Source organism: Massilia forsythiae (genome assembly GCF_012849555.1).
Classification (GTDB): domain Bacteria; phylum Pseudomonadota; class Gammaproteobacteria; order Burkholderiales; family Burkholderiaceae_D; genus Telluria; species Telluria forsythiae.
Window position 1 is genome coordinate 3,550,523 of sequence record NZ_CP051685.1, and the last position, 13,669, is coordinate 3,564,191.

13 protein-coding genes are annotated in these 13,669 nt (G+C 64.5%); 8 read left to right on the forward strand and 5 right to left on the reverse strand.

Going from position 1 to position 13,669, the window contains the following annotated elements; all coding sequences use genetic code 11:
- Window positions 1-154 precede the first annotated feature (154 nt).
- Entirely contained in the window at window positions 155-832 is a 678-nt protein-coding gene (locus tag HH212_RS15200) for a Fe2+-dependent dioxygenase (RefSeq protein WP_170203241.1), read from the forward strand.
- A gap of 208 nt (window positions 833-1,040) precedes the next feature.
- On the opposite strand, the gene acnA is transcribed toward HH212_RS15200, so the two are convergent.
- From acnA to HH212_RS15220, 4 genes are all read right to left on the reverse strand, one after another.
- Window positions 1,041-3,749, reverse strand: a complete 2,709-nt coding sequence (acnA, locus tag HH212_RS15205; protein ID WP_170203242.1) for an aconitate hydratase AcnA — start codon at window positions 3,747-3,749, stop codon at window positions 1,041-1,043.
- A 76-nt stretch (window positions 3,750-3,825) separates the two neighbouring features.
- On the reverse strand, window positions 3,826-4,398 hold the full coding sequence (locus HH212_RS15210; protein ID WP_170203243.1) for a hypothetical protein: 573 nt from the start codon (window positions 4,396-4,398) through the stop codon (window positions 3,826-3,828).
- Window positions 4,398-5,396, reverse strand: coding sequence for an HpcH/HpaI aldolase/citrate lyase family protein (locus tag HH212_RS15215; protein ID WP_170203244.1), 999 nt, complete (start codon window positions 5,394-5,396; stop codon window positions 4,398-4,400). Before HH212_RS15215 ends, HH212_RS15210 begins: the two co-directional genes overlap by 1 nt.
- Window positions 5,397-5,571: 175 nt before the next feature.
- Entirely contained in the window at window positions 5,572-6,564 is a 993-nt protein-coding gene (locus HH212_RS15220; RefSeq protein WP_170203245.1) for a malate dehydrogenase, read from the reverse strand.
- Between the two features lie 281 nt (window positions 6,565-6,845).
- Here HH212_RS15220 and HH212_RS15225 point away from each other — a divergent pair, with 281 nt between their 5' ends.
- The 7 genes from HH212_RS15225 (at window position 6,846) to gltA (ending at window position 13,061) form a co-directional block, all read left to right on the forward strand.
- Window positions 6,846-7,670 (forward strand): GntR family transcriptional regulator, encoded by an 825-nt coding sequence (locus HH212_RS15225; RefSeq protein WP_170203246.1) that lies wholly within the window; start codon window positions 6,846-6,848, stop codon window positions 7,668-7,670.
- 204 nt (window positions 7,671-7,874) lie between these two features.
- Window positions 7,875-8,297, forward strand: coding sequence for a succinate dehydrogenase, cytochrome b556 subunit (sdhC, locus tag HH212_RS15230; RefSeq protein ID WP_170203247.1), 423 nt, complete (start codon window positions 7,875-7,877; stop codon window positions 8,295-8,297).
- 2 nt (window positions 8,298-8,299) lie between these two features.
- Window positions 8,300-8,668, forward strand: a complete 369-nt coding sequence (gene sdhD / locus HH212_RS15235) for a succinate dehydrogenase, hydrophobic membrane anchor protein (RefSeq protein ID WP_170203248.1) — start codon at window positions 8,300-8,302, stop codon at window positions 8,666-8,668.
- Between the two features lie 3 nt (window positions 8,669-8,671).
- Window positions 8,672-10,450, forward strand: coding sequence for a succinate dehydrogenase flavoprotein subunit (sdhA, locus tag HH212_RS15240; RefSeq protein ID WP_170203249.1), 1,779 nt, complete (start codon window positions 8,672-8,674; stop codon window positions 10,448-10,450).
- Between the two features lie 44 nt (window positions 10,451-10,494).
- Window positions 10,495-11,205, forward strand: a complete 711-nt coding sequence (locus HH212_RS15245) for a succinate dehydrogenase iron-sulfur subunit (RefSeq protein ID WP_170203250.1) — start codon at window positions 10,495-10,497, stop codon at window positions 11,203-11,205.
- A 225-nt stretch (window positions 11,206-11,430) separates the two neighbouring features.
- Window positions 11,431-11,709: an FAD assembly factor SdhE gene (locus HH212_RS15250; RefSeq protein WP_170203251.1), complete on the forward strand. Its 279-nt coding sequence runs from the start codon at window positions 11,431-11,433 to the stop codon at window positions 11,707-11,709.
- Window positions 11,710-11,759: 50 nt separating this feature from the next.
- A complete protein-coding gene (gene gltA, locus HH212_RS15255; RefSeq protein WP_170203252.1) occupies window positions 11,760-13,061 on the forward strand; it encodes a citrate synthase in 1,302 nt (433 codons plus the stop codon).
- A gap of 289 nt (window positions 13,062-13,350) precedes the next feature.
- Here gltA and HH212_RS15260 read toward each other — a convergent pair whose 3' ends face one another.
- Window positions 13,351-13,602 (reverse strand): DUF3297 family protein, encoded by a 252-nt coding sequence (locus HH212_RS15260; protein ID WP_170203253.1) that lies wholly within the window; start codon window positions 13,600-13,602, stop codon window positions 13,351-13,353.
- Window positions 13,603-13,669: the final 67 nt, after the last annotated feature.

Sequence of the window (13,669 nt, forward strand, 5' to 3'; positions counted from 1 at the left end):
TGATAAACCCTTATCCCCGGTATTGTAGTTGATTAGGCCACATGGCTGTAATCCCTGCCCGGACCGGCACCGACCGGCCTGCTTGAAAAAAGTTGCATCAGCGAACATAATGAGAATCGTTCTCATTTCGAGATGCCACTGCAAGGGCCACACCATGATGCTCCACATTCCCGGCGTGCTGACGCCGGAACAGGTCGCGCAGTTCCGCACCCGCCTGCGCCAGATCGACTGGGTCGACGGCCGTGCCAGCGTCGGCGCCCAGGGCGCGCAAGTCAAGCGCAACCGCCAGCTGGCGGAAGGCTCGCCGCTGGCGGTCGAGCTGGGCCAGGCCGTCAGCGCCGCGCTGATGGCCAATCCGCTGTTCTTTGCCAGCGTGCTGCCGCTGCGCATCTTGCCGCCGTTCTTCAACAGCTACGCCGGCGGCGAGCACTACGGCGCCCACGTCGACGGCGCCATCCGCGCCCAGCGCGGCGGCGCGCCGGTGCGCTCGGACGTTTCCTGCACGGTGTTCCTGTGCGAGCCGGACGAGTACGAGGGCGGGGAATTGTCGGTGGTGGATGCCTACGGCGCCCACGAGGTCAAGTTGCCTGCCGGGGACGCCATCGTGTACCCGTCCACCAGCGTGCACCAGGTGCTGCCGGTGACGCGCGGCGAGCGCCTGGCGTCCTTCCTGTGGGTGCAGAGCATGGTGCGCGACGACTGGAAGCGATCGATGCTGTTCGAGCTCGACAGCAATATCCAGGCGCTGCGCGGCAAGGTCGGCGACACGCCGGAACTGGTGGGGCTGACCGGGCATTACCACAACCTGCTGCGGCAGTGGGCGGAGACGTAGGAGGGGGCCAGAGCCCAAGGGGTCAGAGCCCGGTTTACACGGGTGGGCTCTGACCCCGGTGGTCAGCCGAAGCGCCGGCCCCGGTGGTCAGCCGCAACGCCGGCAATGACGAGGGATGTTAGACGCGCCGCCAATCAGCACCGGGGTCAGAGCCCTTCAAAAGAAGAACCGGGCTCTGACCCCTGCGCCAAGGCGGGCAGGGCGCCGGTTACGCCGCCAGCAGCTGGCGCAGCACGAACGGCAGGATGCCGCCATGCTTGTAGTAGTCGACTTCGATCGGGGTGTCGATGCGCAGCAGCACGCGGGTCTGCTTGACCTCGCCGTTGGCGCGGCGGATCACCAGGGTCGCCTGCATCTGCGGGCGGATCTCGCCTTCCAGGCCGACCAGGTCGAAGGTCTCGTCGCCGGTGATGCCCAGCGTGTCGACGCTGTCGTCGGCCAGGAACTGCAGCGGCAGCACGCCCATGCCGACCAGGTTGGAGCGGTGGATGCGCTCGAACGAACGGGCGATCACGGCCTTCACGCCCAGCAGCTGGGTGCCCTTGGCGGCCCAGTCGCGCGAGGAGCCGGTGCCGTACTCTTCGCCGCCGAAGATCATGGTCGGGGTGCCTTCCGCCACGTACTTCATCGCCGCGTCGTAGATCGACTGCTGTTCGCCGCTCGGCTGGTGGATGGTGATGCCGCCCTCGACCGCGGAACCGTCGGCCTTCGGCGGGATCATCTTGTTCTTGATGCGCACGTTGGCGAAGGTGCCGCGCATCATGATCTCGTGGTTGCCGCGACGCGAGCCGTAGGAGTTGAAGTCGGCCTTCAGCACGCCGTGGTCCTTCAGCCACTTGCCGGCCGGACCGTCTTCCTTGATCGAGCCGGCCGGCGAGATGTGGTCGGTGGTGATCGAGTCGCCGAACACGCCCAGCGCGCGCGCGCCTTCGATGTTGGCGGCGGTTGCCTTCGGGGTCATCTCGAAGTCGCCGAAGAACGGCGGCTCGGCGATGTAGGTCGACTCCGGCCAGTCGTAGACCTGGCCCGACACCGACGACACGGCTTCCCACAGCGCGCCCGGGTTGCCCTTGACGTCGGCGTAGTTGGCCTTGAACACGTCCGAGTTCATCGCGAACTTCATCAGGTCCTGCACTTCCTGCGAGGTCGGCCAGATGTCGCCCAGGTAGACGTCGACACCGTCGGCGCCCTTGCCGACCGGCTCGCTCATCAGGTCGCGCGTGACGTTGCCGGCGATCGCGTAGGCGACCACCAGCGGCGGCGAGGCCAGGAAGTTGGAGCGGATGTTCGGGTGGATGCGCGCTTCGAAGTTGCGGTTACCCGACAGCACGGCGGCGGCGATGATGTCGTTCGAGGTGATCGCGGCGTTCAGTTCCGGGGTCAGGTCGCCGGCATTGCCGATGCAGGTGGTGCAGCCGTAGGCGGTCACGCCGAAGCCGAGCTGTTCCAGGTACGGCAGCAGGCCGGCGGCTTGCAGGTAGTTGGTGACCACGCGCGATCCCGGCGCCAGCGAGCTCTTGATGTGCGGCGCCACGGTCAGGCCCTTCTCGACCGCCTTTTTCGCCAGCAGGCCGGCGGCCAGCAGCACGCTCGGGTTCGAGGTGTTGGTGCACGAGGTGATCGCGGCGATCAGCACGTCGCCGTTCTTCACGCGCACGCCGTTGGTGGTCTCGTAGACCTTGCCCAGGTCGTCGGCGCTCTTGTTGAAGCCGTTGGCATTGGTCGGTTTCGAGAACAGGTCGGCGAAGGTCGACTTCACGGCGCCCAGTTCGATACGGTCTTGCGGACGCTTGGGGCCGGCCAGCGACGGGGTGACGGTCGACAGGTCCAGGTGCAGCACGCGGGTGTAGTCGATCTCGCCTTCCTGCGGGATGCCGAACAGGTTCTGCGCCTTGTAGTAGTTTTCGAAGGCGGCCAGTTCCTCGTCGGTGCGGCCGGTGCCGCGGAAGTACTCGACGGTCTTTTCGTCGACCGGGAAGAAGCCCATCGTGGCGCCGTATTCCGGGGCCATGTTGCCGATGGTGGCGCGGTCGGTGGTCGACAGCGAACGGGTGCCTTCGCCGAAGAACTCGACGAACTTGCCCACGACCTTCTCCTTGCGCAGCATTTCGGTGATGGTCAGCACCAGGTCGGTCGCGGTGCAGCCTTCGCGCAGCGCGCCGGTCAGGTTCACGCCGATCACGTCCGGGGTCAGGAAGTAGACCGGCTGGCCCAGCATGCCGGCTTCCGCCTCGATGCCGCCCACGCCCCAGCCGACCACGCCGACGCCGTTGATCATGGTGGTGTGCGAGTCGGTGCCCACCAGGGTGTCCGGGTAGTACATGCCGTTCTGCTGCATGACGCCGCGCGCCAGGTATTCCAGGTTGACCTGGTGGACGATGCCGAAGCCCGGCGGCACCACGCCGAAGGTGTCGAACGCCTGCATGCCCCACTTCATGAACTGGTAGCGCTCGTTGTTGCGCTGGAACTCGATCTTCATGTTCAGGTCGAGCGAGTCCGGGGTGCGGAAGTGGTCGATGGTGACCGAGTGGTCGACCACCAGGTCGACCGGCACCAGCGGCTCGATCTTCTTCGGATCGGCGCCGGTCTTGGCGGCGACGTTGCGCATCGCGGCCAGGTCGGCCAGCAGCGGCACGCCGGTGAAGTCCTGCAGCACCACGCGCGCCACCACGAACGGGATCTCGTCGGTGCGCTGGGCGGTCGGGTTCCAGTTGGCCAGTTGCTTGACGTGTTCTTCGGTGACCTTCTTGCCGTCGCAATTGCGCAGCACCGATTCGAGCACGATACGGATCGACACCGGCAGGCGCGACAGGTTCACGCCCAGGGTTTCGGCCAGGGCCGGCAGCGAGTGGAACTGGCCGTTCTGGCCTTCGCTCAGCGGGAATTCCTTGAGCGTGTTCAAAGTATTGTGAGACATGTAAAGCTCTCCTTGGTAAAAGGTATTTTCTTAACTACTTGAAACCGGGCAGGGCAGCGGCGACGCTGCGTCGGCGTCAGCTCTTCTTTTCCGCAGGCGCGGAAGCCCCCACGGAGGCGGGCGCCGGAGCCGGCGCGGCCGCGGCGGTCACCATCGGCTTGGCCTGTTCGGCGTTCTTGCATTCGTTGGCCAGCTGGCGGTTCAGCTTCGAGTCCAGCAGGATGCCCTTGGCCGGAATGCCGATCCAGATCAGGCCGAACTTCGGATTCTCGAAGCGCACCGCGCCGGTGGTGGTGCCGACGCGGTCCAGGCGGTGCAGGCGGTTCTTCCAGCGCAGCGCGATGTGGGCATCGTCCTTGTCGTTGGTATAGATCGTGATCTTGTTGTTCAGTTCGCACGAGTATTCGGCGACGCTGTTGTCGGTGACGTCCGGTTCCGGCTCGTCGTCGGCCACGACGGGAGCCGCCGCTTCCTTCTTCGATTTCTTGTGCTTGCCTTCGGCCTTGGCTTGCGCCTTGGCCTGGTCGGCCAGCACCTTGGTGGCCTTGGGGTGGTCCTGGCTGGAGGCGGCCGAGGCCGGCGCGCACAGGCCGGCGGCCGCCAGTGCAAAAGCGCAGGCGGCGGCGAGTTGTTGGAGGGTGTTGGCCATCAGGTGGTTTCCGGTTGATTGACGATTGCCGCCGCGGCATCCGGCAGCGCAAGGCCGGCCAGCTTAGCGCGCTGCAACACCGTCCAATAATATCGGTAGCTGGCGCGGTCGTGCAAGCGGCCATGCTGGGCGATCGGACCCCAGTTCGCCGCCATCGCCTCCAGCAGGATATTGGTGGCCTCGTTCACCTCCGACAGTCGCGGCGTGAACGCCTTGACGATCGGCTTGATCTGGTCCGGGTGGATGCTCCACATGCGGGTAAAGCCGAATTCGCCGGCGGCGCGGGTGGCGTCGTTGGCGACGGTCGCGCTGTCCTTGATATCGGTCGTCACATTATGCGAAGGGACCTTGGCATACGCATGACATGCCGCAACCATCTCCAGCTTGGCGCGCACCACCAGCGGGTGGGTAAATTGTCCCGGCGTGCGCATGGCGGCCGCCGGCACCGCGCCGTGGTGGCCCGAGACGAAATCCATGATGCCGAACGACAGGCACTCGACCTGGGGCAGGGCGGCGATCTCGAACACCTGGTGCAGCGCGCCGTGGGTCTCGACCAGCACGTGCAGCGGCAGCGGGTTTTCCGGGCCGCGGCCGGCAGCCTGGGCGGCGCGGTTGATGAGCGCGCGCGCGCGCACCACGTCCTCGAAGCCTTCCGGCTTGGGCAGCACCACGTAGGCCAGCTCTTTCGCGGCGGCGCCGACGATGGCCTGCACGTCCTGGGCAAAGAACGGGCTGGCGACGTCGTGCAGGCGCGCGCCGATGCGCTTGTAGCGGTTGCCGGCGTCCAGCAGCAGCGCCGCCACCAGCTCGGCATGCTCGCGCTCGCGCCCGGCGGTGGCGCCGTCCTCGCAGTCGAAGGTGATGTCGAACACCGGGCCGAGCTCTTGTTGCAGGGCCATCGACTTGCGCATCAGCTTCTCGCTGCCGGCGTAGTGATCGCAGGCGGGGAGCAGCAACGGCTGGCGTTTACCCTGGAATAAAACCTCGGAAGGATGCATGTTAGGTAAAAATGTGATTGCGTCGTCCCCGCGAAGGCGGGGACCCATACTTAACAAAAAAAAGTCGATCAGTTTGAAGGAGCGCTAATTTTCAAATATATCAACTCCGGTACTTCAGCATGGGTCCCCGCCTGCGCGGGGACGACGTTGGTTCTAGCGGGGACGACGGCAGATCTTATTGGCCCAGCAGGTGCGCCACGCCGGCGCGCTCTTCGTTCAGCTCGTCCAGGGTCTTGTTGATGCGCTCCTGCGAGAACTGGTCGATGTCCAGGCCCTGCACGATGGTGTACTCGCCGTTCTCGGTGGTCACCGGGAAGCCGAAGATCACGCCTTCCGGAATGCCGTACGAACCGTCCGACGGGATGCCCATGGTGGTCCACTTGCCATTGGTGCCCAGCACCCAGTCGCGCACGTGGTCGATGGCGGCGTTGGCGGCCGAGGCGGCCGACGAGGCGCCGCGCGCTTCGATGATGGCGGCGCCGCGCTTGCCGACGGTCGGCAGGAAGGTGTTGGCGTTCCACTCCTGGTCGTTGATCAGGTCCTTGAGCGACTGGCCGTCGGCGGTGGCGAAGCGGTAGTCGGCGTACATGGTCGGCGAGTGGTTGCCCCACACGACCATCTTCTCGATGCCGGCGACCGGCTTGCCGGCCTTGGCGGCGACTTGCGACAGGGCGCGGTTGTGGTCCAGGCGCAGCATGGCGGTGAAGTTCTTGGCCGGCAGGTTCGGCGCCGACTTCATGGCGATGTAGGCGTTGGTGTTGGCCGGGTTGCCGACCACCAGCACCTTGACGTCGCGCGAGGCGACTGCGTCCAGGGCCTTGCCCTGCACGGTGAAGATCTGGGCGTTGGCTTCCAGCAGGTCCTTGCGCTCCATGCCCGGGCCGCGCGGACGCGCGCCGACCAGTAGGGCGACGTCGGCATCCTTGAATGCGGTCATCGGGTCGCTGTGCGCGGTCATTTCGACCAGCAGCGGGAACGCGCAGTCGTCGAGTTCCATCATGACGCCCTTGAGCGCTTTCTGTGCCTTTTCGTTGTCGATCTCGAGCAGCTGCAGAATGACCGGCTGGTCCTTGCCCAGCATGTCGCCGCTGGCAATGCGGAACAGCAGGGAATAGCCGATCTGGCCGGCAGCGCCGGTGACCGCGACGCGCATTGGGTTTTTAGCCATGATGAATCTCCAAAAAGTGGGAAAGACGGTAACTGAACGAGACCTGACAAGCGGGCGACGCCGAGGATACGCCAGTTTGGGAAAACTGCAATCATACCAAAACGGCCATCCACGGGCGGGGGCGGGCGCGCCATCGGCTGGGTGCGCCACGCCCGGTCGACCGGGAGTGTATTCCTGTGCCGTTGCTGCTGTCAATTCATATCATATGTCTTATATAAGACACATAATCTCCGGTCCCTCGCACTGGACGGGGCAGGGGTTTTGTGAAAAAATCGCAGGTTATGAACCAAGCATCGTCCAATCCGAACGTCAGCAGCGCCGCCGGCAACAACAGCGCGGGTGGCGCAGGCAACGCTGGCTCCGGAGCGGGCGCCCCGCCCGCGGGCATGTCCCCGACCTTTTCCCCGCTGTACCAGCAGATCAAGGCCTTGATCACCCAGAGCCTGCAGTCGGGAGAATGGAAGCCGGGCGAACTGATTCCCAGCGAAGTCGAGCTGGCCGGCCGCTACAAGGTCAGCCAGGGCACGGTGCGCAAGGCGATCGACGAGCTGGCCGCCGAGCACCTGGTGCTGCGGCGCCAGGGCAAGGGCACCTTCGTCGCCAGCCACAACGAGGCGCGCGCCCACTTCCGCTTCCTGAAGCTGGTGCCGGACGAAGGCGTGCCGCACCAGGCCGACCACCGCTACCTCGAAGTCAGGCGCGTGCGCGCCGGCGCCGAGGTGGCGCGCCTGCTCGACCTGAAGTCGGGCGACGCGGTGGTCTACATCAAGCGCCTGATGTCGTTCGACGGCGCGCCCACGATCCTGGAAGAGCTGTGGCTGCCGGGACAGTTGTTCAAGGGCCTGACGGCGGAGCGCCTGGCGGAATACAAGGGGCCGATGTACGGCCTGTTCGAATCCGAGTTCGGCACGCGCATGATCCGCGCCAGCGAAAAGATCCGCGCGGTGGCGGCCGACGAGGGCAGCGCCGGCCACCTGAAGGTGGCGCCCGGCACGCCCTTGCTGTGCGTCGACCGGATCTCGTTCACCTATGGCGACAAGGCGGTGGAATTGCGGCGCGGTTTGTATTCGACTGCGCAACATCATTATCAAAATGAATTGTCGTAAAGCGCGTTTGCGCAAGCTCCATGCTGGTGCAGGAATTGTGTGTAGCGATTAAAATGGATTGGTTTTGCGGTAGCGGCGCCGAAGCCCGGTCGGCGCACTTTCTCCACTGCTCGGCGCCCTGGCGCGGCGTGCATCGGAGCAAGTTACAAAACCGGTCAATATTGCGGGTTTCATAACTAGATAAGTACCAAGGGAGGTCAACCAATGTCGGAAGCCATCAGAAACCAGCAGAAGCGAGGGCAGCCGCTGCGTAATATCGGCATCAAGGATATTACGGTCAACTACAAGCAGCCGCCGTCGGCGATCGTGTCGATCATGCACCGCATCAGCGGCTTCTTGCTGTTCCTGTCTCTGCCGTTCCTGCTGTACCTGTTCCAAGAGAGCCTGCGTTCGGAAATCTCGTTCGCGCACTTCGCCGGCGTGGTCGGCCATCCGCTCATCAAGATCGTGATCCTGGCGCTGTCGTGGGCGTACCTGCACCACTTCGTGGCCGGCCTGCGCCACCTGGTGATGGACAACCACATCGCCCTCGACAGGGAAGCGTCGCAGAAAACCGCGCGCTGGGTACTGATGATCGTCGTCGCCCTGACCGTGCTGGTCGCCCTCAAACTGTTCGGAGTGTTTTAATCATGGCAACCCCCAAGAACGTCGGACAGCGCCGCCTGGTCGTCGGCGCCCACTACGGCATGCGCGACTGGCTGGCCCAGCGCGTCACCGCGATCGTGATGGCGATCTTCACCGTCATCCTGCTGGTCTCCTTCCTGACCGCGCAAAACTTCACCTACGAAGGCTGGGCCGGCCTGTTCGCCCGCCAGTGGTTCAAGCTGTTCACCATGGTCACCTTCTTCGGCCTGTTCTACCACGTGTGGGTGGGCGTGCGTGACATCTTCATGGACTACGTCAAACCGGTCGGCATCCGCCTGACCCTGCAGATCGCCGCGGTGCTCTGGCTGCTCGCCTGCGCCGCCTGGACTGTGCAAATTCTCTGGAGCGTGTAAATCGTGGCAGCAATCAAAACCGCAATCCCTTCGCGTCGCTTCGACGCGGTCATCGTCGGCGCCGGCGGCTCCGGCATGCGCGCCTCGCTGCAGCTGGCCGAGGCCGGCCTGAACGTGGCGGTCCTGTCCAAGGTGTTCCCGACCCGTTCGCACACCGTGGCGGCGCAGGGCGGCATCGGCGCCTCGCTGGGCAACATGAGCGAGGACGACTGGTACTGGCACATGTTCGACACCGTCAAGGGCGGCGACTACCTGGGCGACCAGGATGCGATCGAATTCATGTGCCGCGAAGCGCCGAAGGTCGTGTACGAGCTGGAACACTTCGGCATGCCGTTCGACCGCAACCCGGACGGCACCATCTACCAGCGTCCGTTCGGCGGCCACACCGCCAACTTCGGCGAGAAGCCGGTACAGCGCGCCTGCGCCGCCGCCGACCGTACCGGCCACGCGCTGCTGCACACGCTGTACCAGCGTAATGTCCGTGCGCGCACCCACTTCTTCGTCGAGTGGATGGCCCTGGACCTGGTGCGCAACGCCGACGGCGACGTGCTGGGCGTGGTGGCGCTGGAAATGGAAACCGGCGACATCATGATCCTGGAAGCCAAGACCACGATCTTCGCCACCGGCGGCGCCGGCCGCATCTTCGCCGCGTCGACCAACGCCTTCATCAACACCGGCGACGGCATGGGCATGGCGGCGCGCGCCGGCCTGCCGCTGCAGGACATGGAGTTCTGGCAGTTCCACCCGACCGGCGTGGCCGGCGCCGGCGTCCTGATCACCGAGGGTGTGCGCGGCGAGGGCGGCATCCTGATCAACTCGAACGGCGAACGCTTCATGGAGCGCTACGCGCCGACCCTGAAGGACCTGGCGCCGCGCGACTTCGTGTCGCGCTCGATGGACCAGGAGATCAAGGAAGGCCGCGGCGTCGGTCCGAACAAGGACCACGTGCTGCTCGACCTGCGCCACATCGGCGCGGAGACCATCCGCAAGCGCCTGCCGTCGATCCTGGAGATCGGCCACAAGTTCGCCAACGTCGACGCCACCAAGGAACCGATTCCCGTGGTGCCGACCATCCACTACCAGATGGGCGGCATCCCGACCAACATCCACGGGCAAGTCGTCGCGCCGGACGGCACCGGCGGCCAGAAGATCGTGCAGGGCCTGTACGCGATCGGCGAATGCGCCTGCGTCTCGGTGCACGGCGCCAATCGCCTCGGCACCAACTCGCTGCTCGACCTGGTGGTGTTCGGCCGTGCGGCCGGCAACCACGTGGTCGCGTCGAACCTGAAGGCGCAGTCGAACAAGCCGCTGCCCGCCGACGCCGCCGACTTCGCGATGAACCGCCTGAACAAGCTGGAAAACTCGACCGGCGGCGAGAAGGTGCAGCACGTGGCCAACGACATCCGCTCGACCATGCAGAAGTTCTGCGGCGTGTTCCGCACCGACGCCCTGCTGAACGAAGGCGTGCAGGAGATCATGAAGCTGGACGAGCGCCGCAAGCACGTCTCGTTCAAGGACAAGTCGAAGGTCTTCAACACCGCCCGCGTGGAAGCGCTGGAACTGGACAACCTGATCGAGACCGCCAAGGCGACCATCGTCTCGGCCGCGGCGCGCAAGGAATCGCGCGGCGCCCACGCCCACAGCGACTACGAGAAGCGCGACGACGAGAACTGGATGAAGCACACCCTGTTCTTCTCGGAGAACAACCGCCTCGAGTACAAGGCCGTCGTGACCAAGCCGCTGACGGTCGACACGTTCAAGCCGAAGGCACGTACTTTCTAATATTCGTCATGCCGGTTCAACCGGCGCGCAGAGATAGGTAAAACATGGCACGCACAGTCCACCTGAAGATCTACCGCTACGATCCGGACAAGGATTCGAAGCCCTACATGCAAGACTACACGGTCGAGCTGAAAGACACCGACAAGATGCTGCTGGACGCCCTGCAGCGCATCAAGTCCGACGTCGACGACTCGATCGCCCTGCGCCGTTCGTGCCGCGAAGGCGTGTGCGGTTCGGACGCGATGAACATCAACGGCAAGAACGGCCTGGCCTGCACCACCAACCTGAACGAGCTGACCCAGCCGATCGTGCTGCGTCCGCTGCCGGGCCTGCCGGTGGTGCGCGACCTGATCGTCGACATGACCAACTTCTTCAAGCAGTACCACTCGATCAAGCCGTACCTGATCAACGACTCGATCAAGCCGGAGAAGGAGCGCCTGCAATCGCCCGAGCAACGCGAGGAACTGGACGGCCTGTACGAGTGCATCCTGTGCGCGTGCTGCTCGACCTCGTGCCCGTCGTTCTGGTGGAACCCGGACAAGTTCGTCGGTCCGGCCGGCCTGCTGCAGGCCTACCGCTTCATCGCCGACACCCGCGACGAAGCCACCAACGAGCGCCTGGACAATCTGGAAGACCCGTACCGCCTGTTCCGCTGCAAGTCGATCATGAACTGTACGGACGTGTGCCCGAAGGGCCTGAATCCGAACAAGGCGATCGGCAAGATCAAGGAATTGCTGGTCCGCCGCGCGATTTGAGAGAGCGTGGCATTGTGCCGACGCGTAGGGTGGACGGCTCCGCCGTCCACCCTACGCGTCGCGGCCGATCGTCGAGCGGCACCAACGCGGCGTCGCTGTCGCCGCGGAACCGGTATATTGCGGGCGGCATTGCGCCCGGATTGTTGCCAATAAGTACAGTAGAACTACCGTACTGTCCCCACCGGACAGCCAAGGTATAGTGTTGACCGAACAACGGACCCGAGTGTGACAACCCATCCAAGCACGCATCAATCCGACCCGGCCAACCGGGCCCGCCTTCGCTGGCGCGCGCGCCGCGGCCTGCTGGAGAACGACCTGATCCTCACGCGCTTCCTGGACGCGCACGAGGAAGCGTTGACGGACGAGGAAGTCGATGCGCTGACCCGGCTGCTGGACCTGGCGGACAATCCGCTGATGGACCTGCTGCTGGGGCGCACCGAGCCCGAAGGCGAGGTCGACCTGCCGCAGGTGCGCGCCTTGCTCGCGCGGCTGCGCCAAGCGTGACGAAAACGATTTCGTTTATTTTGTATCCACCTCCCACAGAAGGAAGTGCCATGAACATCTCTGATACCAAAGCCACCCTGTCGTTCTCGGACGGCAGCCAATCGATCGACATGCCGATCTACAAGGGCTCGATCGGCCCGGACGTCATCGACATCCGCAAGCTGTACGGCCAGACCGGCAAGTTCACCTACGACCCGGGCTTCATGTCGACCGCAGCGTGCAACTCGAGCATCACCTACATCGACGGCGACAAGGGCGAGCTGCTGTACCGTGGCTATCCGATCGAGCAACTGGCGGTGAACTGCGACTTCCTGGAGACCTGCTACCTGCTGCTGAACGGCGAACTGCCGAACGCCGAGCAGAAGCAGACCTTCACGGACACCGTGACCAAGCACACGATGATCCACGAGCAGATGAACTTCTTCTTCCGTGGCTTCCGCCGCGACGCGCACCCGATGTCGGTGCTGGTCGGCACCGTCGGCGCGCTGGCCTCGTTCTACCACGACTCGCTCGATATCAACGATGCCAAGCAGCGCGAGATCTCGGCGATCCGCCTGATCGCCAAGCTGCCGACGCTGGCCGCCATGGCCTACAAGTATTCGATCGGCCAGCCGTTCATGTACCCGCGCAACGACCTGTCGTACAGCGCCAACTTCATGTACATGATGTTCGGTAACCCGTGCGAAGAGTACAAGGTCAACGACGTGCTGGTGCGCGCGCTCGACCGCATCCTGATCCTGCACGCCGACCACGAGCAGAACGCCTCGACCTCGACCGTCCGCCTGGCCGGTTCGTCGGGCGCGAATCCGTTCGCGTGCATCGCCGCCGGCATCGCCTGCCTGTGGGGTCCGGCCCACGGCGGCGCCAACGAAGCCGCCCTGAACATGCTGAAGGAAATCGGCACGGTCGACAACATCCCGGCCTTCATCGAGAAGGTCAAGGACAAGAACTCGGGCGTCAAGCTGATGGGCTTCGGCCACCGCGTCTACAAGAACTTCGACCCGCGCGCCAAGCTGATGCGCGAGACCTGCCACGAAGTGCTGGAAGAGCTGGGCCTGCAGGACGACCCGCTGTTCAAGCTGGCGATGGAACTGGAAAAGATCGCCCTGAACGACGAATACTTCGTGTCGCGCAAGCTGTACCCGAACGTCGACTTCTACTCGGGTATCGTGCAGTCGGCGCTGGGCATCCCGGTTTCGATGTTCACCGGTATCTTCGCCATGGCGCGCACCATCGGCTGGATCGCCCAGTGGAACGAAATGATCGCCGATCCGGAACAGAAGATCGGCCGTCCGCGCCAGCTGTTCGTCGGCTCGCCGCGCCGCGACGTGCCGGGCATCGACCAGCGTTGATCGCGCTTCGGCGTCGATGAAAAAGCGGGCTGCGGTCCGCTTTTTTATTTTGTGGCCCGTACGTGAAAACACGTCGTTCCAGGCACTGCCTGAAACGACTCCCCGCGCAGGCGGGGACCCATACTGAGCAACAGAATTCGTTACCATTGAAGTAACTGAGATATTTCAGAAATACGAACTGTGGATCGTCAGCATGGGTCCCCGCCTTCGCGGGGACGACGCGGCGCAATGGAAAACGGCCGCCGGATCGCTCCGGCGGCCGTTGAAGGCAGGATGGTTCGGTAAAGGATCAAACGGCGTAATACGCCTCGACCGTGCCCTTCAGCTTGATCAGCATCGGACGGCCCTTGCGGTCCAGGGTCTTGCCGGCGGCGACTTTGATCCAGCCTTCGCTGATGCAATACTCTTCGACGTCGGTGCGTTCCTTGCCGTTGAAGCGGATGCCGACCGGGTGCTTGAAGATCTCCGCATCGTGGTGCGGGCTCCTCGGATCGATGGAGAGATGGTCGGGCAGGGGAGGGAGTTGGGTGGTATCGTTCATGCCCGCGATTATCCACGATTCCGCGCGCCGAAGCGAGCACGCCAAGCGGATGCGCGCCACGTCGTCG